At 63.1% G+C, this 20,928-nt stretch carries 21 protein-coding genes; 17 read left to right on the top strand and 4 right to left on the bottom strand.

Going from position 1 to position 20,928, the window contains the following annotated elements; genetic code table 11:
- Window positions 1–130: 130 nt before the first annotated feature.
- Both M2336_RS12240 and M2336_RS12245 read right to left on the bottom strand, forming a co-directional pair.
- Entirely contained in the window at window positions 131–316 is a 186-nt protein-coding gene (locus tag M2336_RS12240; RefSeq protein WP_181559564.1) for a hypothetical protein, read from the bottom strand.
- Entirely contained in the window at window positions 313–1,053 is a 741-nt protein-coding gene (locus M2336_RS12245) for a Crp/Fnr family transcriptional regulator (protein WP_264572738.1), read from the bottom strand. The genes M2336_RS12240 and M2336_RS12245 overlap by 4 nt, the downstream gene beginning before the upstream one ends.
- A 266-nt stretch (window positions 1,054–1,319) precedes the next feature.
- Here M2336_RS12245 and M2336_RS12250 point away from each other — a divergent pair, with 266 nt between their 5' ends.
- The 10 genes from M2336_RS12250 (at window position 1,320) to M2336_RS12295 (ending at window position 9,294) form a co-directional block, all read left to right on the top strand.
- The gene (locus M2336_RS12250) at window positions 1,320–3,407 is read left to right on the top strand and encodes a catalase (protein WP_413715932.1); all 2,088 of its coding nucleotides are present in this window, start codon (window positions 1,320–1,322) and stop codon (window positions 3,405–3,407) included.
- A 24-nt stretch (window positions 3,408–3,431) separates the two neighbouring features.
- A complete protein-coding gene (locus tag M2336_RS12255; protein WP_264572739.1) occupies window positions 3,432–3,974 on the top strand; it encodes a hemerythrin domain-containing protein in 543 nt (180 codons plus the stop codon).
- 54 nt (window positions 3,975–4,028) lie between these two features.
- A complete protein-coding gene (locus M2336_RS12260) occupies window positions 4,029–4,604 on the top strand; it encodes an SRPBCC family protein (protein WP_264572740.1) in 576 nt (191 codons plus the stop codon).
- Window positions 4,604–5,794, top strand: a complete 1,191-nt coding sequence (locus M2336_RS12265; protein ID WP_264572741.1) for a zinc-dependent alcohol dehydrogenase — start codon at window positions 4,604–4,606, stop codon at window positions 5,792–5,794. Before M2336_RS12260 ends, M2336_RS12265 begins: the two co-directional genes overlap by 1 nt.
- 104 nt (window positions 5,795–5,898) lie before the next feature.
- Window positions 5,899–6,411, top strand: a complete 513-nt coding sequence (locus tag M2336_RS12270) for a DUF4142 domain-containing protein (protein ID WP_264572742.1) — start codon at window positions 5,899–5,901, stop codon at window positions 6,409–6,411.
- Window positions 6,412–6,422: 11 nt separating this feature from the next.
- Complete coding sequence (locus tag M2336_RS12275) at window positions 6,423–7,205, top strand: SDR family NAD(P)-dependent oxidoreductase (protein WP_264572743.1); 783 nt, start codon at window positions 6,423–6,425, stop codon at window positions 7,203–7,205.
- A 3-nt stretch (window positions 7,206–7,208) separates the two neighbouring features.
- Window positions 7,209–7,517, top strand: coding sequence for a DUF3175 domain-containing protein (locus M2336_RS12280; protein WP_264572744.1), 309 nt, complete (start codon window positions 7,209–7,211; stop codon window positions 7,515–7,517).
- Complete coding sequence (locus M2336_RS12285; protein WP_264572745.1) at window positions 7,510–7,722, top strand: hypothetical protein; 213 nt, start codon at window positions 7,510–7,512, stop codon at window positions 7,720–7,722. The genes M2336_RS12280 and M2336_RS12285 overlap by 8 nt, the downstream gene beginning before the upstream one ends.
- 224 nt (window positions 7,723–7,946) lie before the next feature.
- Window positions 7,947–8,585, top strand: coding sequence for a type B chloramphenicol O-acetyltransferase (gene catB, locus M2336_RS12290; RefSeq protein ID WP_264572746.1), 639 nt, complete (start codon window positions 7,947–7,949; stop codon window positions 8,583–8,585).
- A gap of 106 nt (window positions 8,586–8,691) precedes the next feature.
- Window positions 8,692–9,294, top strand: coding sequence for a DNA-3-methyladenine glycosylase I (locus M2336_RS12295; RefSeq protein WP_319801474.1), 603 nt, complete (start codon window positions 8,692–8,694; stop codon window positions 9,292–9,294).
- A gap of 23 nt (window positions 9,295–9,317) precedes the next feature.
- Here the strand turns inward: M2336_RS12295 and M2336_RS12300 are convergent, their stop codons facing one another.
- A complete protein-coding gene (locus tag M2336_RS12300) occupies window positions 9,318–10,193 on the bottom strand; it encodes a TauD/TfdA dioxygenase family protein (RefSeq protein WP_264572747.1) in 876 nt (291 codons plus the stop codon).
- 335 nt (window positions 10,194–10,528) lie between these two features.
- Here M2336_RS12300 and M2336_RS12305 point away from each other — a divergent pair, with 335 nt between their 5' ends.
- The 5 genes from M2336_RS12305 to M2336_RS12325 all read left to right on the top strand — a co-directional run bounded on the left by M2336_RS12305 (window position 10,529) and on the right by M2336_RS12325 (window position 17,805).
- Window positions 10,529–13,528 carry a TonB-dependent receptor plug domain-containing protein gene (locus tag M2336_RS12305; protein WP_264572748.1) on the top strand — a complete coding sequence of 1,000 codons (3,000 nt, stop codon included), beginning with the start codon at window positions 10,529–10,531 and terminating at the stop codon, window positions 13,526–13,528.
- A gap of 32 nt (window positions 13,529–13,560) precedes the next feature.
- Window positions 13,561–14,547: a nuclear transport factor 2 family protein gene (locus M2336_RS12310; RefSeq protein ID WP_264572749.1), complete on the top strand. Its 987-nt coding sequence runs from the start codon at window positions 13,561–13,563 to the stop codon at window positions 14,545–14,547.
- Window positions 14,548–14,571: 24 nt separating this feature from the next.
- Window positions 14,572–15,981 carry an MFS transporter gene (locus tag M2336_RS12315; protein ID WP_264572750.1) on the top strand — a complete coding sequence of 470 codons (1,410 nt, stop codon included), beginning with the start codon at window positions 14,572–14,574 and terminating at the stop codon, window positions 15,979–15,981.
- A 132-nt stretch (window positions 15,982–16,113) separates the two neighbouring features.
- Window positions 16,114–16,833, top strand: coding sequence for an alpha/beta hydrolase (locus M2336_RS12320; protein ID WP_264572751.1), 720 nt, complete (start codon window positions 16,114–16,116; stop codon window positions 16,831–16,833).
- Window positions 16,834–16,995: 162 nt separating this feature from the next.
- On the top strand, window positions 16,996–17,805 hold the full coding sequence (locus M2336_RS12325) for a CmcJ/NvfI family oxidoreductase (protein WP_264572752.1): 810 nt from the start codon (window positions 16,996–16,998) through the stop codon (window positions 17,803–17,805).
- A gap of 44 nt (window positions 17,806–17,849) precedes the next feature.
- Here M2336_RS12325 and M2336_RS12330 read toward each other — a convergent pair whose 3' ends face one another.
- Window positions 17,850–18,161: a hypothetical protein gene (locus M2336_RS12330; protein ID WP_181559580.1), complete on the bottom strand. Its 312-nt coding sequence runs from the start codon at window positions 18,159–18,161 to the stop codon at window positions 17,850–17,852.
- 84 nt (window positions 18,162–18,245) lie between these two features.
- On the opposite strand from M2336_RS12330, the gene M2336_RS12335 reads away from it, so the two are divergent.
- Window positions 18,246–19,445 carry an LLM class flavin-dependent oxidoreductase gene (locus M2336_RS12335; RefSeq protein ID WP_264572753.1) on the top strand — a complete coding sequence of 400 codons (1,200 nt, stop codon included), beginning with the start codon at window positions 18,246–18,248 and terminating at the stop codon, window positions 19,443–19,445.
- 49 nt (window positions 19,446–19,494) lie between these two features.
- The gene (locus M2336_RS12340) at window positions 19,495–20,916 is read left to right on the top strand and encodes a spinster family MFS transporter (RefSeq protein ID WP_264572754.1); all 1,422 of its coding nucleotides are present in this window, start codon (window positions 19,495–19,497) and stop codon (window positions 20,914–20,916) included.
- The last annotated feature ends 12 nt before the right edge of the window (window positions 20,917–20,928 follow it).

Here is a 20,928-nt window from a genome sequence, read left to right on the forward strand (position 1 = left end):
TCGCTGGAGAGAAACTTCCATCCGGTCGACATCGTTCCCGGCGCCGGGGTCTCCGCGAGGAGTCGACCGGCGCTCGGCGCGGCCGGTGGCCGTCCCAGTCCAAGCTTGCGTGGCATCTGAGATCGCGCAGTTATTTGGTCTTCTGGTGCCTTTGCGCTTCCTCGCCGGCTTCGATCAGACTTTCGCCCGTGGCAACGGCTGCGTCCGCCGTCATGGTTACAGCGATCCCGCCCGGACCCTCGAGGATGACATGATCCTCCTCGGCCGTGGCGACGCCGGGTTCGGCATAGGGCTCGATTGGGGAGTGGACAGTCATGCTGGTCCTCCTTGCTGGATATCTGCGCAGGGGGCGAGATACAGATAATCTGATGAAAAATTGCCCCGGCGGGCCAGACCGGCATAATCGTTGATCTGGACCAGTGAGGCGTGCCTCTCGCACAGTCCGGCTTCTCTTAATTGGCGGAGCACCCGATTGGTGTGAACGGTGGTCAGGCCGCAAATCTCGGCAATGTCGCCCTGCGTCAGGGTCAGCACGAAGCGATGGCCGTCCGATAATCCCACCGCATACAGGCGGGCATTCATCTCGCACAGGAAATGGGCGACACGCCCCACCGCGTCGAGCCGGCCGACGCGGAACAACCAGGCGCGATGCAGCGCGGCATCGATGAGCGTCGAGAACCACAGCTTGCGCGCCAGATCGGGCCGGGGATCGAGAATTTCCTTCAGCGCCTTGTGCGGGACAATAGCGATGCTCGCGGTCGTGAGCGTGCCGATGGCATGGTCCAGCTCACGCATGGGGTAGGCATGGAGATCGACGAATTCGCCCGGCACATGGATGGCGACGAGTTGCCGCAAGCCTTTGCGATCATCGATATAGCGCGACATGATCCCTTCGACCAGGAAGCTGCTGACATCCACAATCTGACCCGCTTCGATAATCGTCGTGCGGGGCTCGAAGGTGCGAACCTCGAGAATCGTGTCTTCGAGCGCGGCTCGTTCTTCCGGCGTCAGGGCAACGCCGCGGCGGTTTGCAAGGAGGCGATCCATCAACATCGAGTGGCTAACGGATAAGCCGCGCTGGCGATCCAGCCCCGATCGGCTTTCACTATGATCAATGTTAATTCCTAGCCTTAACAGGCAACTGTCATCCGGACGGCGTGTTGGTGAAGCACGAGACGAACTCGTTCACATCCCAGCAATGACAAGGAACCGCGATGGCGAAACAGGCAACGCGTGCGGCGAAAGGCCGTGCGCCGATGAAATCCGATCAGCAGCGGTCATCGGCAAACAGCCCTTCTGCAGATGCCGCCTTTGAGGACATGCCTGTTTTTGAAGGACCGATGGGCGAGGGTGGCGAGACGCGGCAGACCGCTGGCGGTGATGTCGCGACGCTGACGACCGCGCAGGGCGTTCCCGTTTCCGATGACCAGAACAGCCTCAAGCAGGGCGCGCGCGGCCCCGCGCTGCTGGAAGACTTCCATTTTCGCGAGAAAATGTTCCACTTCGATCATGAGCGTATCCCGGAGCGCGTGGTTCATGCGCGCGGTTATGGCGCCCATGGCTTTTTCGAGCTGACAGACAGCCTGTCCGACATCACCCGTGCCGATCTCTTCCAGCGGGTAGGCGAGCGGACCGAGGCCTTCGTTCGCTTCTCGACCGTGGCCGGGTCCAAGGGCTCGTTCGATCTCGCGCGCGATGTGCGCGGCTTTGCGGTGAAGCTCTACACCAAGGAGGGCAATTGGGACCTCGTTGGCAACAATATCCCGGTCTTCTTCATCCAGGACGCGATGAAGTTTCCCGACCTGATCCATGCCGCCAAGCCCGAGCCGGATCGCGCCTTTCCGCAGGCCCAGACGGCGCATGACAACTTCTGGGACTTCATCAGCCTGACGCCGGAATCGATGCACATGGTCATGTGGATCATGTCCGACCGGACGATCCCGCGCTCCTTCCGCTTCATGGAAGGGTTTGGCGTCCATACCTTCCGGCTGGTCGATGCAGAAGGAAAGTCGACGTTCGTCAAGTTCCACTGGAAGCCCAAGCTGGGCCTTCAGTCGGTGGCCTGGAACGAAGCGGTCAAGATCAACGGCGCCGACCCCGACTTCCACCGGCGGGACCTCTGGGCCGCCATTGAAGCCGGCGATTTTCCCGAATGGGAACTGGGTCTCCAGCTCTTCGATCAGGAATTCGCCGACAGCTTCGATTTTGATGTGCTCGATGCCACCAAGATCATTCCCGAGGAACTGGTGCCGATCCGTGTCGTGGGTCGTCTGGTGCTCGATCGCCTGGTCGATAATTTCTTCGCCGAGACCGAGCAGGTCGCCTTCTGCACCCAGAATGTCGTGCCGGGCATCGACTTCAGCAACGATCCGCTGCTGCAGGGGCGCAATTTCTCCTATCTGGATACGCAGCTCAAGCGCCTCGGCTCGCCCAATTTCACGCATCTGCCGATCAACGCCCCGCGCTGCCCGTTCGCGCATTTCCAGCAGGATGGGCATATGGCGATGCGCAATCCCGTTGGTCGCGCCAATTACGAGCCCAATAGCTGGGGCGCGGAAATCGGCGGTCCGCGCGAGGATCCGCAGCGCGGCTTCAAGAGCTATGCGGAGCCGGCCGATGGCGACAAGCTGCGCATTCGCCCGGAAAGCTTTGCCGATCATTATAGCCAGGCCACGCAGTTCTATGCGAGCCAGACGTTGATCGAGCAAAAGCATATCGGCGATGCGCTGGTGTTCGAGCTCTCCCGCGTTGAGCGGCCGGACATCCGCTCCCGCATGGTTTCGCATCTGCTGAACATCGATGCGGACCTCGCGGCAACCGTCGCAGACGGGCTGGGGCTTCCCATGCCGCAGGCGGCGACCGCAGCGGTGCAGCCGCGGACGGATCTGGCGCCGTCCGATGCGCTGAGCATCATCAAGCGTGGGCCGCAGAGCTTTGCCGGCCGAAAGCTCGGCCTGCTGGTGACCGATGGCGCCGATGCGACGCTCGTCCAGGCGATCATCAATGCGGTCGATGAAGCCGGTGCGATGATCGAGTTCATTGCCCCCAAGATCGGCGGGGTCACCTTGTCGGACGGTAAGATCCTTGGCGCCCACTACAAGGTGGATGGCGGGCCTTCGGTCCTGTTCGATGCCGTCGCGGTCGTCGCCTCGGCCGAGGGCGGGCAGTTGCTCGCGCTCGATGCCACGGCGAAGGACTTCGTGACGGACGCTTTTGCCCACTGCAAGTTCATGGGCCTGAGCAAGGAAGCAGAGCCGCTGCTGACCAAGGCCGGTCTGATGCCCGACCTCGATGAAGGCTGCTTCGCCCTCAAGAGCAAATCCGATGCGACGGCATTCGTCGCGGCGCTGGCGCCGCTGCGGTTCTGGGCACGCGAGCCGCTCGTCGATCTCGATGCCGTTGCCTGAGTTCCTTCGAAAAGGAGATTAATCATGTCCATCATCGATAAGGTCATCGCCGCTGTCACCCCGCCCGAAAGCGAGGAGGCGCGGGCCGAGGCCCGGGCCAAGGCCGAGGAGCTTGCGACGCGCGGCAGCTGGCTTGCGCATATTCTCGATCATCATCGGCAGATCGAGGCTCTGTTCGCTGCGGTGAAGGCCGCAGCCACGGCCGAGACGCGTCGCGATGCGCAGGAGCGGCTGGCGCTGCTCCTCACGGGCCATTCCATCGCGGAGGAAGCGGCGATCTATCCCGCGCTGGCCGCGGACAAGCAGGTCGGCCATGCCGAGCTTGCCTATCAGGAACAATCCGCCGCCAAGATGGAGATGGGTCTGCTGGAACGGCTGGACCCGATGAGCCAGGATTATCTCGACAAGCTCGAGCATATCCGCGGCGCGGTCGCCCATCACATCTATTCCGAGGAGGGAACCTGGTTCCCCAAGCTGATGGAGGACGTCTCGTCCAGCGAGCAGGCGATGATCACCCGCCGCTATTCTGAGGAGTTCGTCCGATATGTGGGCAACGGTCCCAGCTGAGACGCGTTGACTAATCATACGCTCACTGAGCCAACCCGCGACAGGAGAAGTAGAATGCCCGATGCGCGCGACGACGCACCGCTGACGACCTCCAAAGATCGCCACGCGGTCGATGAGGCTGCGGCGACCCTGGTCGAACCCAAAGGCGACAGTCTAGTCGGCCGCTCCGTGACGATCAATCGCCCCCGTGCGGAGCTGTACGCTTACTGGCGTGACTTCACCCGGCTGCCGACCTTCATGGACAATGTCGTGCGGGTCGACATGATCGATGATGTTACCAGCCATTGGGTGGTGAAGGCGCCAGGCGGCCGGACCGTCGAGTGGGATGCCGTCATCACCGAAGAACAACCGGACGCGTTCATCGCATGGGCCTCGACCGAGGGCGCCGACGTGCCGAACAGCGGCCGCATCGATTTCCGCGATGCAGGCGCGCGCGGCACCGTGGTTACGGCGACGATCCTCTACGATCCCCCCGCAGGGTTCATCGGCAAGGTCATCGCCAAGATGTTCCAGCGCGAGCCGGCCATTCAGGCCCGGCGCGACCTGCGGCGCTTCAAACAACTCATGGAAACCGGCGAGATCGCCACGTCGGCGTGGACGCACAAGCAACTGGAAGAGGAGACGGCCTGATGCGCGCGCTCACCTGGCACGGCAAGCATGATGTCCGCGTGGACACCGTGGACGATCCTGAAATCATCAATCCGCGCGATGCGATCATCAAGGTCACATCCACCGCAATCTGCGGCTCGGACCTGCACCTCTACGATGGCTACATTCCCACGATGAAGTCCGGCGACATTCTCGGCCATGAGTTCATGGGCGAGGTGGTCGAGACCGGACCCGGCTCGACGCTCCAAAAAGGGCAGCGGGTGGTCGTGCCGTTCACCATCGCCTGCGGGAGCTGCTACCATTGCGGCAAGCACCAATATTCGGCCTGCGACAATTCCAACCCGGCCGATAATCAGGATATCGCCCAGACGCTCTACGGCCAGCCGATGAGCGCGCTGTTCGGCTATAGCCACATGACAGGCGGCTATGCCGGCGGGCAGGCGGAATATGTTCGCGTGCCGTTCAGCGACGTTGGCCCGATCGTCATTCCCGACGGGATCGACGACGACAAGGTGCTGTTCCTGTCCGACATTCTGCCGACAGGCTGGCAGGCCGCCGAGTTCGCGCAGATCGAGCCCGGCGATACGGTCGCTGTCTGGGGATGCGGGCCGGTCGGCCTGTTCTGCGTGCAGGCGGCCTTCCTGATGGGCGCCGAGCGGGTGATCGCAATCGATCATTTCCCCCGCCGCCTTGAGCTGGCGGCAAAGTTCGGCGCGGAAACCATCAACTTCGAGGAGAGCAAGACCTACGAGGCGCTGATGGAGATGACCGGCGGCATTGGCCCCGACGCCTGTATCGACGCGGTTGGGCTGGAGGCGCACGGCCTTTTCGCTGACAATGTCTGGGACCAGATCAAGGTCTCCACCTTTACAGGCACCGACCGCACCCATTCGATCCGCCAGGCGATCATTGCCTGCCGCAAGGGTGGCCGCGTGTCCATGCCGGCGGTCTATGGCGGCTTCGTCGACAAGTTTCCGCTCGGCGCCTTCATGGAGAAGGGTCTGACGCTCAAGACCGGCCAGACCCATGTGCAGCATTATCTGCCGGGCCTGTTGAATGCGATCATGGAGGGGAAGATCGATACCACCTTCCTCATCAGTCACCGCATGCCGCTGAGCGAAGCCGCGCAGGGCTACAAGATGTTCCATGATCACCAGAACGAAGTGACCAAGGTGGTGCTGAAACCGGGGCTCGACCGGGTCGCCGCATGACTCATGCAAGGAGACGGATGATGAAACTCTATTTTACGATACCGTTGGCGGCCTGTGTATTGGCTGGGTGCAGCCAGGGCAGCACACCGGCAAATGATACAGCCATGACCAACAACGACATGGCCATGACGGGCAATGCCACGAACATGTCCGTGGGCGCGCCGCCGCCGGGCGAGATGTCCGCCGCGCCAACCGACGCGACGGGCTATCTGGCCAAGGCAGGCGCGGGCGACCTGTTCGAAATCGAATCGTCCCGCGCCATCCTCGCGAAAAATCCGGACAAACCGGTTGCCGATTTCGCAAACATGATGGTCGATGCGCATGGGCAATCCACCGCCAAGCTCAAGGCAGCGGCTGAAAAGGCGGGCCTGACCGTCACGCCGCCGGCGCTCGACGCCAACCAGAAAGCCAAGCTGGACGCCATCAAGGCTGCAGAAGGCACTGCCGCCACCACGGCTTACCTGACGGCCCAACGCGAAGCCCATGCAGCGGCGCTTGCGCTCCATCAGGGTTACGCCGCCAACGGCGACACGCCGGCGCTCAAGGCTGCTGCGGGCGAGATCGCTCCGGTCGTCCAGAAGCATATCGACATGCTGGCAAAGATGCCGGGCGCATAAGGAGGCATGGGATGGGCGAGAAATTCGCAATCGTCACGGGCGCGTCTACCGGCATCGGTTTCGAACTCGCCCATCTCATCGGGCAGGATGGCTATGACCTGCTGGTCGTTGCTGACGAGCCGCTGATCGACGCGGCCGCGCAGGACTTCAGGCGCCATGGCGGCGACGTGCGGTCGCTGGAGGCCGATCTCTCCACGCTCGACGGCGTGGATCGGCTTCTGGCCGCAGCGGAAGGCCGGAGGATCGACGTGCTTTGCGCCAATGCCGGGGTCGGCACGGGCGGACCCTTTCTGGAGCATGATGTCGCCATGTGGCGACGGTCTGTCGACACCAATGTCACCGGCACCGTCTATCTTCTGCAGAAGGTGCTGGCCGACATGGTCGCGCGCAATGACGGCAAGATTCTCGTCACCGGCTCCATCGCGGGCTACATCCCGGGCACCTTCAATGCCGTGTACAACGCGACCAAGGCGTTCATCGACAATTTCACCGAAGCGCTGCGCAACGAGATCAAGGAGGCCGAGGGCGTTACCCTCACCACATTGATGCCCGGCCCCACGGACACCGAGTTCTTCGAGCGCGCCGGTCTGCTGGATACGCAGGTCGGCCAGCAGGACAAGGCCGATCCCGCCAAAGTCGCGCGCGATGGCTGGAAGGCGCTGCTGGATGGCAAGGGGCATATCGTCTCGGGCCTCTCCAACAAGCTGCAGGTCGCCGCCGCCGGCGTCGTGCCACAGGCGATGCTCGCCGAGCAGCACCGCAAGCTGGCCGAGCCCGGCAGCGGGAAGGACTGAGCCATGGCGGACAAGAAATGGTCTCAGGATGTGACCGAACATTCGGATGCGCTCGATCTGGACGACGGTGTCTTCAAGCATCACGACCCTGCAAAGATCGCAGCCTCGCTCAAGCGCTCGGCGGAGCATAGCAAGCGACGCAAGGGCACCCCGCTTCAGTCCGCGATGAGCATGCTCACCTTTTACATCAACCGCGCCGGCGACAATCTCGGCAAGGAGCAACGCCAAATCCTCGAGAAAGCCAAGGATGAGTTGCGCGAGGCTTTTGGCAAGGAGCCAAAGACCGCTGGAAAGGAGAAGGCCCATGGATAAGGATCGCGAAGCGGAGGCCGATCCTCCCAAGGACAAGGGCGAGAAGGGCAATCCAACCGAGATGCCGCGCGGGCCGATGGGCGATACGCGCCCGGACGCTGCCGAGAATGACAATCGCACCGGCGGTGGTCAGTCTCAGGAGAAGGTGGAAGACCGCCCGATGGTCGGCTCGGTCAAGCCAGAGGATTATCCCGAGCAGCAATAGCCTGTTGCGGGAGGGCGAGTACATCGCCTGACTTGGCATTCTGAAGCATTTGCGCCATCATCGCGGGATGAAGATAGCACCGTGTACCATCTGCATCGTGCTTCCGCGTCATTGACCTGAGAAGCTGAAGGCGGGCGATCCAGCGATCGCCCGCACGTTGTCTTGCGCCAGCGGCCGTCTCAGGCCCTCGAAGCTGGCGATCAAATCTTCAGGCCAGACCAACCATGCAAAATATATTTGAAAGCCTCTTCAAGGGCATCACGCTCGATCGTCTTGTTGCGCACCCGAACATCCGCGTGGGACGCTACAGCTATTATTCCGGCTATTATCATGGCCATGGTTTCGACGATTGCGCCCGCTACCTGTTGCCCGATGACGGCGCGGACAAGCTCATCATCGGCTCGTTCTGCTCCATCGGATCAGGCGCGTCCTTCATCATGGCGGGCAATCAGGGGCATCGCAGCGACTGGATCAGCACCTTCCCCTTCTTCTGGATGCCGGACGTGCCGGCATTTGCCGGTGCGGACAGTGGCTATCGGCCGGCAGGCGATACGGTCATCGGTCATGACGTGTGGATCGGGTCGGAAGCGGTGATCCTGCCCGGCATCACCATCGGGCATGGCGCGATCATCGGCACGCGCAGCGTCGTGACGAAGGACGTCGCCCCCTATGCGATCGTCGGCGGCAACCCCGCCAAGCTGATCCGGCAGCGCTTCGCAGAGGCGGACGTTGCCCGCCTGCTTGAGCTGTGCTGGTGGGACTGGAGCGATGACGACTTGCAACGCGCCATGCCCATCCTGACCAGCGGCGATATCCCGGCTCTCTACGAACATTGGCGCACGAACATCGCTGCCGACAGATAAGGGAGAAGCCTCGAGCCGGCGCTGGCGTCAGGGACGGCGGCAGGCTAGATCACAGCTTGCCGGTGCCTTGGCGCCGCGCTGTCCGCTCGGATGATGGGGAAGGAACATGGCGGGGCTTTTTGCGGCATCCGATGGCGTGGCCCGTTGCGGCTGGTGCGCCGCGTCGGAGGATTACATCGCCTATCATGACGATGAATGGGGCTATCCCGTGTCCGACGATCGGCGGCTGTTCGAGAAGCTGAGCCTCGAAGGCTTCCAGTCGGGCCTGAGCTGGCGCACGATCCTGACCAAGCGCGAGAATTTCCGGACCGCCTTTCACGGCTTCGATTTCCATCGCGTTGCAGCGTTCGATGAGAGGGATGTCGAGCGCCTGCTGCAGGATGCCGGCATCGTCCGCCACCGCGGCAAGATCGAGGCGGTCATCAACAACGCGCAGCGCGTGCAGGATCTCGTGCGCGAAAGCGGCTCCTTCGCAGCCTATGTCTGGAGCTTCGAACCCCGAGACGAGGTTCCGCATCTCGCCTCAACGTCCCCCGCATCCATCGCCATGTCCAAGGACCTCAAGAAGCGCGGCTGGAAGTTCGTTGGCCCGACCACGGTCCATGCCTTCATGCAGGCCATGGGGCTGCTCAACGACCATGCCGAAGGCTGCGCGATCCGGGCACGGGTTGCCAAAGCTCGTGCCGGGTTCCAACCCCCGCAGGGCTGAGCGGCCGTGCGGGGCCGGGGCGATCAATCCGGCGCGCGCCTGTTGGCCTCGATCGCCGAGACCTCCGGGCCATATTCGTTGATCGTTGCGCGGCGCATGTCGCGCTTGTAGCGATAGCGCTCGAAAGACGTCGCGCTGTGCATTGTGCAGCGATTGTCCCACACGACCATGTCGCCCGGCCGCCATTTATGCGCGTAGACATAGCGCTCCTGCGTGGCGAAGCGGTAGAGCTCGTCCAGGAAGGTGCGGGCCTCGTCTTCCGGCCACCCTTCGATGCCCACGCCGTGCCAGCCCATGTACAACGCCTCGCGCCCGCTGGCCGAGGTACAGACCAGCGGATGAGTCATGCGCGGATAATTTTTCCGCATCTCTTCGTCCTCGAACTTGACGCCGTTCAGCTGCAGCGCGCGGAAAAGGTCGTGGTCCACCTTGAGGTCGGCGACCTTTGCCTTCATGTCCGCCGGCAGATCGTCATAAACGGCGCGGGTATCGATGAACTCCGTATCGGCACCCTCCGGCGGCGTGACATAGGCCAGCAACATCGACCATTTCGTGGGCCAGGAATTGAACGGGCTGTCGGTATGGAATAGCTCGAAATCGGCCGGCTGCGCGCCATCCGGCTTGGGCTGGATGATCTCGCCCTCGGCGGTAAGATTGCTGATGTCGTAAAGCTCCGACGCAATCCGCTTGCGCCCGGGCGGTGCCAGTTCCAACGGGCCGAAGGCCCGGGCGAAGGCGATATGATCCTCGTCCGACAGGCTGGCGTTGCGGATCACGCAGACAGCATATTGCGCCATCGCCGCCTCGAAGAATTCGACGGTCTCGGGCGAGAGGGGGCGGGAGGTATCCAGATCGGTGATCTCGCCCACGAACCGGGGGTGCAGTTGGTTGATCTTCATCGCTCCGCTCATTCCTCATCCCACTCTTTTCTCAGCCCGGCGCGTGCAGGTGCTGCCTGCGCGCCATGCCATTCTCCCTCAGTCTGGCATGAGCGCCTGGCCTCAAAATAGTGTGTTCTTTTGCGGGTGCGGGTTCATGCCTTTCAGGAGGTTGCTTTCATGATGCTTTGGGACCGCAACCAATTCACAGCACTATTTTCGTCCCGCGTGCTTAGCCCAAAGGCAAGTGGACAAGAGAGGATGTCATCGACCGGACCTCGTCTGCGACACGCGAGCAATGCGGCGCAGTACCGGATCGTGCATCCCGAAACAGCCGCAAGGCCGGGAGGGTGAACATGACTGCAGGCTGCCATCGTCTTTCATTCAAGTCGCGCGCGCAATTCGCGCTTGTGCTGCTCGGCAGCGCCTCGATGCTGGTGCTGACCCAGCCGGCGCGCGCGCAAGCCGGTTCGGCGAGCGCGGATGTCGCGGCGCAGGATGAGAATGCGGATAATGAGCGCGCGATCATCATCACCGGCACCCGCATCGGCGGCGAGGCACCGGTGGGCACGGCCCTTGTGCAACTGGGCAAGGAGGAGATCAGGGCGACGGGTCTCTCCAGCACCGCCGACATTCTCGGCACGGTGCCCTCCATCCTGCGTCTTGGCGGTGGCGACAATTATGCGGGCGGGCAGGCGCAGCAGGCCAACACGATCAACTCCTTCAACTTCAACAAATCGCCCAACGTGCGCGGTCTGGGCGTGGGCGCGACGCTCAGCCTCGTGAATGGCCACCGTGTGCCGTATGAAGGCGGCAACATGAACTCGTTCGACGGGGATAATTACCCCGCGCAGATGATCCAGCGGATCGACGTGGTGCAGGACGGCGGCTCGGCCCTCTACGGCGCGGACGCGATCGCGGGGACGGTCAACTATATCCTGCGACGGCCGGAGGACACGCTTGAAGTCCACGGCGGCTATCGCAAGAATGACGGTCAGGATGGCTGGTATGTGACCGGCATCGGCGGGGTGCGCTGGGGCGAGGGCAGCGTGGGTGAGGGCGGCATCATCCTCTCCTACCAGCACTCCTATCAGACCGCCTTCGCGGCCTCGGCACGCCCGGATCTCTATAATGACGATCTCTCGCCTTATGGCGGGGCGCCCTCATCGCTTTACTCGGCGCCGGGCAATGTCGTCATCAACGGCATCTATTACGGCATCCCGGCTGGTCAGGACGGGTCGAAGCTGACTCTCGCAGATCTCAAATCCACGCCCAACTATTTCAATACCTGGAGTGGCATCGAGGTTATTCCGCAGGTTGAGGCCGATCGCTTTGCGATGAACTTCGAGCAGAATGTTACCGACTGGCTGCGTGTTTTCGCGGACGCGCTCTACGTGCGGCGCGACTTCACCATCAACGGGCCCAACTCATCGACCAGCAACCGCGTCACCAATCTCGGCCAGTTGCCGCGCATTCCCAACACGAACCCGTTCAGCCCCTGCAATCCCAGCCATTATGCAGGCGGCGTGGTCACCGGCCCGGCCAATCTTCTCGCCGCCTGCGGGACGGGCGCGCTCTCCGTGGCCTACAGCACCGTCTACGATATCGGGTCGCCGCGCCGCTTCGGCAAAACGGAAACCTGGACCTATGGCGGCGGTGTCGACGTCAAGCTGCCCTATGACTGGTCGGTCACCCTGTCTGCCTTCGCAGGCACGCATGATGCGCCCTCGACCACGACGCAGACCGGCGGCGCACCGGCACCGGTCTTCGCGACGTTCAACTTCTTCTGCGATCCCACCGCCTTCCAGTGCACCGATCAGGCGACGGCAGATTCCATCAATGCGCGCGGCACTTCGCTCATCAACCGCACCAAATATGACATGCAGGTCTATTCGGCGACCGCCGACGGGCCGCTCTTCTCCCTCCCGGCCGGGCAGGTGAAGCTGGCCGTGGGCGTGGAGCGCTATGAAGGCTCGCTGCTCAACGAGAATAATTTCGGCGGCAACAACTTCAATCCGCGCAGCGTATCTTCGGTGTTCGGCGAATTGTTCGTGCCGGTCGTCAGCCCGGATGCGGAAAGCGGCCTCATCTACAAGCTCGAGTTGAACGGCTCGGTCCGCTATGATGATTATAGCGACGCCGGCACCACGACCAACCCGCGCCTTGGCTTCAATTTCTGGCCGACGCGCGGCCTCAAGATTTTCGGCAGTTGGGGCACGTCGTTCCGCGCGCCGGGTCTTGCCGATAACGATCCCTTCTCGCAGACCGGCGTGATTCCCTTGGTGACGGCGGGCAATCAGCTTTCGCCGGCGATCTGCGCGGCGTGCCAGGGCGTCCCGATGGGCGCGATCTATCAGTCGATCGGCGGCGCCAATCGCGATCTCGCGCCTGAGACCTCCGAGACCTATGCCATCGGCGTGGACTGGACACCGCCGTCCCTTCCGGGCCTCACCATGTCCGCCAAATATTGGTGGCTGAGCTATGAAGGCCAGATCACGACGCCGGCCTTCAACGTGGGCAGTGTGCCGGCGATCAACCAGCAGATCTATAACTCGCAGATCATCTACAACCCGGCCTATTTCCCGACACTGGCCGCGAACAACCCAACTGCCTTCTTTGGCGATTTCCCGACGATCAATCAGGCAAATCCGTCCTGCGCCGCAGCCTTCGGGAAGAATGTGACCACGCAGGCGCTCTACGATGCGATGATCAGCTGCTACAACACCGGCGGGGAGCGGGGCGGTCTGTTCGGTCCGCCGACGGCGCCGGGCAATGTGTTCGCGCTGGTGAGCGGTCGCCGGATCAACGCGGGCAAGACGGTCGGCCGGGGCATCGATTTCAACATCGATTACGCCTTCGATAGCAGCATGGGCCGGTTCAACCTCGGTGCGGTGGCCTCCTACACGATGAGCTGGAAGGTCTCCCCGCTGCCCGGCGCGGACCTTGTGCAGGAAGTGAACCAGCTCGGCTTCCCTCTCACCTTCCAGGCGCGCGGCCAGCTGGGATGGCGGCGCGATATCGGCATGGGCGATCTGTTCGCCAGCACCTTCATCAACTTCCGCAATTCCTATGAGATCGATCAGGCACAACTACCGGTCGGCGTCGACCCGTCCTATGCCAAGATCGGCTCCTACACGACGTTCGACCTGACCATCGGCTTCGACACCGGGGACCGGGGCGGCTCATGGCTGACGGACAATTTCAGCATCGTCCTCAGCATGCAGAACGTCCTCGATAAGGACCCGCCACTGGTCGTCAATCAGGCGGGCCTCGCCGGCAGCGCGATCCGCTTCGACCCGACTTATGGCAGCGCGCTGGGCCGTGTGATGCAGATCCAGGTCGGCAAGCGCTTTTGACGCGGGGTTCGCTGGGCGGGGTGGCGGCCTGCATGCTGCTCGCGGCATGCACGGCCTCCTCGGGCGACGGATCGCCGTCGCTCGCACCGCCCGTGGCTGCCGCGAGGGAGGGAAGCGTCGTGGCGGTCATCGGTCACCCTGCGCCACTGTCTCTGCTGGAAGACAAGGACCCGCGTCTGGCCCGGAACAAGCGCCTGGCGTTCGACATGTGGCGCAGCATTGTCAATGCCGGCCATGTCGAGCGGGCTGACGATCTGCTGACGGAAGGCTATATCCAGCACAGCCCGGTGCTGCCGAGCGGGCGCGCGGCCTTCAAGCAGATCTTCTCGGCCGTGCCCCGCCGCGACATCCCGGCACTGGTTTCGCCGCCGCTCGTCACGATGGTTGCAGAAGGCGATCTGGTGGTGATGGCGTTGCGGGAGGAGCTGCGCGAACTGGTCGGGTCCGGGCGCTATACCAGCACGCACTTCAATCTGTTCCGGGTGGAAGGGGACCGTCTGGCCGAGCATTGGCACTCGGTCGAGGCTCCGCCCGGCCCAGATCTACCGTCTCCAGACAAGGGCGGGCCGCAACCGGTGACGGGGGCGACCGGGCCGGCCCAGCAAGCGCTGCTCCAATCGGACGATCCGGCGCTGGCAGCCAACAAGCGGCTCGTGTTCGACGCCTGGCGCCATCTGGTCGATGCGGGCGACGTGGCGACCGCCGCGCGCTATCTGGCCAAAGACTTCATCGAGCATGATCCACGCGCGACGGACGGCACACCGGCGATCCTCGCTGCAGCCAAGGGTCGCACTGCGGTACCGCTTGCTCAGGCTATGCAGGCTACACTCGTCGCCATGGTCGCGAAGGGCGATCTCGTGGTCGTGGTGTCCGGCCATGAGCATCCGCACCCAAGCCGGGCAGGGGCCAGTTACACGACAACCCGGTTCAACATGTTCCGGATCGAGATGGGGCGCCTCGCGGAGCATTGGACCGGCGCGATGAAGCCGGGGACCGTGCCCGGTCCCTATACCGATTGATGACACGCTGCGTGGAGAGACGATTTGACTGACACCACCGCCGCGCAGCCCGATCCGGATCGCGCCGCCAGTCCCGCTTATCGCCCCCATTATTCGGATGAAGCCTGGCCGGCCGCGCGCCAGGCCTATCATGTCGCCTGGGTGCTGGCCGCCGTGCAGATGTGCGCCCAGCTCAATAACGGCGTCATGACGCTGCTGGTGGAGCCCATCAAGCGCGACCTGCAATTGACCGATATGGAGATGAGCTATCTGCTCGGCTTCTCGGTCAGTCTCTTCTACGTGCTGATCGGCATTCCCGCCGCTCGACTGGTGGACCGGCATAATCGCAAACATCTGCTCGCCGCATCGGTCTTCCTGTGGAGCCTTGCCAGCGCGGCATGCGGCCTAGCCCAGAATTTCTGGCAGTTCTTCGCGGCACGCTTTGGCATCGGCGCTGGGGAATCGATCAGCGGGCCGCTCTCCTATTCACTGATGGCCGACTATTTTCCGCCGGAAAAGCTGCCCCGCGCCATCGCGATCTACAATGTCGGCTTTCAAGGCGGCACGGCGCTCTCGCTGCTGCTGGGCGCGGTGATGATCCACCTGCTCTCCGGGATGCCCGCCATTCACCTGCCCCTGCTCGGCGCCGTGCGCGAGTGGCAGGTCGTGTGGGTGGTGACCGGCCTGATGGGCATCCCGATCCTGCTGCTGGTCGCCACGATCGTGGAGCCCAAGCGCCGCGGGTTCAGCGCGGCCGCGGTCGTGGGGATGCAACCGCGCAAGGTCGGCCTGCGCGAGACCTTGCGCTATCTGCTCGCCCATTGGCGGCTTTACGGCCCGATGTTCCTCGGCCTGTGCTTCACCGCCATGCACATGTTCGGCACGGCGGCATGGAGCGCGGCCTTTTACGCGCGGACCTATGGATGGGCACCGGCGAGCACGGGCCTCTACACCGGGCTTCTCAGCCTCATCCTGGCGGTTCCGGCCCTGTTCGGTGCGGTCTGGCTCAACGATCATTTCCGCAACCGCGGCCATGCCGATGCGAACATGCGGGTGCTGGCCATCGGCTTTACTGCATCGGCGCCCTTCATGATCGCGGCGCCACTCATGCCCAGCCCGTGGCTGGCGCTCGGCATGGGCGGCATCGGCACGGCCTTGATGCTGATGGCGGCGCCATCGCTCAACTCGGCCTTGCAGGTGGTGACGCCCAACGAAATTCGGGGGCAGATCACCGCGCTCTATCTGTTCACCATGACGGCAGTGGGCGGCGGGCTCGGACCGACCTACTTCGCCTTCCTCACCCAATATGTGTGGGGGGACGAGGCGCTGTTGCGATATGCCATCGCCACCTCTGCGGCGATTTCCTTCCCGCTGGCGGCGATCACCTATTGGGCGGGGGTGAAGCCCTATCGGCGGCGCATCCTGGAGATGCGGGCCGATGGCGCGCCGCTCTGAACCGCCCACCGCATCTGCCTATTGTCGCCACTATTTTCGCGCCCGGCGCAGCGGCACTCGCTGGGGAAATCAACGGCATGCCTCTTGCGTGAGGCGACGCCGGCAAGCTGACACATATCGAGGGAGAGAATGATGGCGAACAAGCGTGGAACGATCGTGATCGTGCATGGCGCGTGGGTTGGCGGGTGGCGCTGGCGCAAGGTAGCCGATCTGCTGCGCGATCGCGGCCATTATGTGTTCACGCCCACGCTGACCGGGCTGGGCGAGCGCGCCCACCTCACCAGTCGCGACGTCAACCTGGCGATGCATGCGCAGGATATCGCCAACGTCATCCGCTATGAGGAACTGGAGAATGTGCTGCTGGTCGGCCACTCCTATGGCGGCATGCCGATCTCGCAGGCGACCGAACTGATCCCCGAGGGGGTGATCCAGTCGATCCTCTATATGGATGCTTTCATGCCCGAGAACGGCCAGTCGCTGAACGATCTGGTGCCCGGCGAACCGCACCTCCCGCCCGAGGAAGGGGATTATCTCGTGCCGCCGCCCCGGCTGCTGCTGCAGGGCTTCAATGCGCATATGGACCCCGCCTCGCGTGCGTCTTACGAGGATCGGCGCACAGCGCAGTCCGTCTACTGCTTCTCGCAGAAGGCCGAACTGACCGGTGCCCGCGACCGCATCCCGCAAAAGACCTATGTGATCGCTACCGGCTACAAGAACGATACGTTCGCCCCCGTGGCCGAACGGTTGCGCACCCAGCCGGACTGGCGCGTGGAAGAAATGCCCTTCACGCATGATCTCCAGCATGTCGCCGTGACCGAATCTGCCGACATGATCGAATCCGCGCTGCCCTGAGGCCACTCGGCTCGGCTCAGCCTTGCAATGTAGGCACTATTTTCAAGCCGCCCCGTCCGCACACTGGGCCGAATTGAACGAAAGGCGGCCGCAGCGGCATTGCCAGACCGGACGGATAGTCCGCCGACTGCGATGCCCTGGCCGCCATGAGGAGAGAGAATCGTGAACAATCAGGCTGCCGCCGTCGCCTCGCGCCCGACCTCGGTCGAGAGCTTCATTCGCTATTCGGAGCGCGCGGCCGATGGAGGCTGGATCGAGAAGAACGGCTCCTATTCCTTCTCGATGGAAGACCATGACGTGACCGTGCACAACGCCCGGCTCGCGGACATTTCATTCGATGCGCAGGGCTTCACCCTGGTGAAGCACGCCACAGATGTCGATTTCACCGACAAGGATGATTTCGAGCGCCGCTATTATCCCGAGGTGGCGCGTCTGGTGAAGGATCTGACCGGCGCCAGCGAAGTCTTCGCCTTCATGGGCATTTTGCGCGGTGGCGAGGATGCCAAGGGCGGCGGCCCGGCGCTGAGCGCCCATGTGGATTTCAACGGGCCCGCGCTGCAGCAGTGGATCGCGCGGCTCGTGCCCGATCGGGCCGAGGAGCTGGCGGCCAAGCGCCTCGTCAACATCAATGTCTGGCGCGGCACCAAGCCGGTCGAGAATTATCCGCTGGCGGTCTGCGACAGCCGCAGTGTCGAGAAGCGCGATTTCTTGAGCGTATCGCTGGGCAAGCCAGAAGGCGGCTTCCGCCAGGGCATGCCAGCCGGCCTCAACATGGCCTACAATCCCCGGCATCAATGGTATTATTATCCGGATATGCAGCCCGATGAGGCGCTGATCTTCCGCCTGTACGATACCGGCAATCCCGATTGGCAGATGACCGGCCATACCGCGTTCGAGGATCCGACCAGCGAACCGGATTCCCCGCGCCGGGAGAGCTTCGAGGTCAGGACCATCGCGGTGTTCGACGCATGATGGCGCAGCGCTCTCCTGTCCGCTCCGCCATCCTGCGCGCCGGATCAGCCCGAGGCTGCGCCGGCCGGCGCGCCGATGCGGAAATGGCCTTCCTCCAGCCGGGTCAGCTTCGCCTGTCCGCTCTGCTGCCAGGGGTCCTTCGCCAGTCGATCGAGCACTTCTTCGCGGCTGTCGGCCAGAAACACGAACAGCACATCCTCGGACTCGGCCAGCAGGCCCGCCATGGCGATGAAGCCCTCCTTTTCGAGCGCGCCCATATAGCCGGCGTGGTCCGCAAAGCCGGGCTGCTCATGCGCTTCCTTGCTGGGGTCCCAAAGGTCTGTTCGCTCGACCAGAGCAACGAAGGTCTTTTTCATAAGAACGCCTTTCAAGTTTTTCAGACTGCATCAATATAAGTTCAGTCTAACAATATATTCAAGCGTTACGTTGGAGAATAAATCATGAAGGTCTTCGTATTCGACTGGACCGCTTATCAAGAGAATGTTGATAAGTATCGCGAGGATGGTGTTCTTCCGCGCTTGGGTGCAAGTCATTTTGATCCGCAGGCCGCTGCAAAGACTTACGAGAACCATCTTGAAGCATGGGCAGAGATGGACAAGCAGGGTTTTGATGGCATTGCGATCAATGAACATCATGGCACGCCCTTCGGTCTGGGCAATTCGCCCAATCTGATGGCGGCAGCGCTGTCGCAGGTGACCCAGCGCCTGAAGATCCTGGTCTACGCCAATCTGCTGCCCATCCACGAGCCGCTGCGTCTGGCTGAAGAGATTGCCATGCTCGATTGCATGAGCAACGGACGGCTGATCTGTGGCGTGGGTCGCGGCGCGCCCCGCGAATACAAGATCTTTAACGTGCCCATGGGTGAATCGCGCGGTCGCTTCAATGAGGGCTTCGAGGTGATGCGGCGCGCCTGGACGCAGGACAGCTTCTCCTTTGACGGGGAGTTCTACAAGTTCGAGGACGTCTCCCTGTGGCCGCGTACCTTCCAGCAACCCCACCCGCCGATCTGGGTGCCACTCACCGGGTCGAAGGAGTCCATCGAATGGGCGGCCGAGCATGATGCGACCATCACGCCGGGTATCTTCCGTGGGTCCATGCGCGAGGATACCATCCGCTATTTCGCCGAATGCCAGGCCCGCCATGGACGCGAGGTCCAGTCGGACAAGATCAGCATCATGGTCGACTGCTATGTGGCTGATTCCAAGGAGCAGGCCATCGAGGAATATGGCAGCCACCTGATGTATCTGTTCAACACGCTGCTGCGCTACGATCAGGTCTGGCAGTCGGATGTGCGCAAGACGAAATATTATAGCTCCACGGCGTTCGAACATCTGCGCGAAGGCGCGAAAGGCACGCTGGCCGAGGATGACACGGTGTTCAACGAGTGGACGATGGACACGGTCCGGGGCGCAGCCCAGCACATGCCGATCGGCACCGCCGACGAGATCGTCGCGCGCATCATCGATGAGTGCAACGATGCCGGCGCCAACAATGTGCTGCTGGTATGCAACCGCGGCGACATGCCCCACGACATGTACATGAATCAGGTCCGCCGTATCGGCAAGGAGGTCCTGCCCCGCCTGCAGGCGCACAATGTCACCTTCGTTCCCCATGCCGAGCGGCAGCAGGCAGCGGAATAGCAGTCGGTCAAAAATACAGTAGAACCGACCGACGAAATGGGGGGTGACGATGGCGACGACGACACAGCATAATCCGGCAGAGCCGCTCGCAGACGAAACGCATCCGCTGCTGCGGCCCGGCTACAAGAAATGGGCCGTGTTCGTGCTGCTGCTCGTCAGCATTTTCAACTTCGCCGATCGCGCGATCCTCGCGGTGCTCGCCCAGCCGATCAAGGAAGACCTCGGGCTTACCGACACCGATCTCGGCATTTTGCAGGGGCTGGGCTTTGCGATCATGTATTCCGTGCTGGGCGTGCCGCTCGGCATGTTGGCCGAGCGCGTCAACCGGACGCGGCTGATCGCCATCTGCGTCGCCGCCTGGTCTGCGATGACCGCGGTCTGCGGCCTGGCAACGGGCTTTACGACCTTGCTGTTGGGGCGGATCGGCGTGGGTATCGGCGAGGCGGGGGTGCAACCGCCGACATCATCGCTCCTGTCCGATCATTACCGGGCCAATCGTCGCGCCTCGGTGCTGGCCGTCATCTCGCTCGGCTCACCGTTCGGCTTTCTGCTCGGCCAGTCGCTGGGCGGTTGGGTGGCGACGCAATGGGACTGGCGCACGGCCTTTTTCGTCATGGCCGCACCGGGCATCATGGTCTCCCTGCTGGTCTGGTTCACCCTGCGAGAGCCACCGCGCGGATTGGCGGATGGCCGCATCACACGCGCACCCGTGCCCTCGCTGGGGACGGTGCTGCGCTTCCTTTTGGCCAAGAAGACCTACATCCACTTGCTGGCGGGGGTGACCATTGCCGGTTTCACCCTCAACGCCATCGCCAACTTCGTGCTGCCCTTCTATCTGCGCAGCTTCGAGATCAACCTGGCGACGCTCGGGGTGATCTTCGGCATTGTCACCTTCACCTCCAACGGCATTGGCATGCTGCTGGGCGGGTTCGGCTTCGACTGGCTGTCGCGTCGAGACATGCGCTGGGTGCTCTGGGGGCCGGCGCTGTGTATGGCGCTGTGCGTGCCCATCTATTTCGGCGCCTTCATGAGCCGCGAACTGTACGTCTCGCTCGCCTGCATCTTCTTCGGCAATATGGCCCTCATCACCTTCATGGCCCCCACGATGGGCACGATGCAGAACCTTGCCGGGCCGCAGATGCGCGCCATGACCGCCGCGATCACCGCGCTGGTCGGCGGTCTGCTGGGTGCCGGCCTCGGACCGACTGTCACCGGGGTGCTCAGTGACTTCTACGCTAGGCGCGCTTATGGCGCGGCTGATTTCGCCACATCTTGTCCGGGGGGCAGGGGGCCAGATGGCATAGGCACGGCTCTCGATGCCGCCTGCCTCACGGCGTCATCGACCGGTTTGCGGTACGCACTGGTCACGGTGCTGGTGCTGTTTTTCTGGGCCGCCCTGCACTATGTTCTCGCCGCGCGCGATCTGCGCAAGGATGTCTACAGGCCCGAGGATGAGGCGGGGGCGGTGTAAGATCGCCGCCTC

This window comes from Sphingobium sp. B1D7B, assembly GCF_025961965.1.
Classification (GTDB): domain Bacteria; phylum Pseudomonadota; class Alphaproteobacteria; order Sphingomonadales; family Sphingomonadaceae; genus Sphingobium.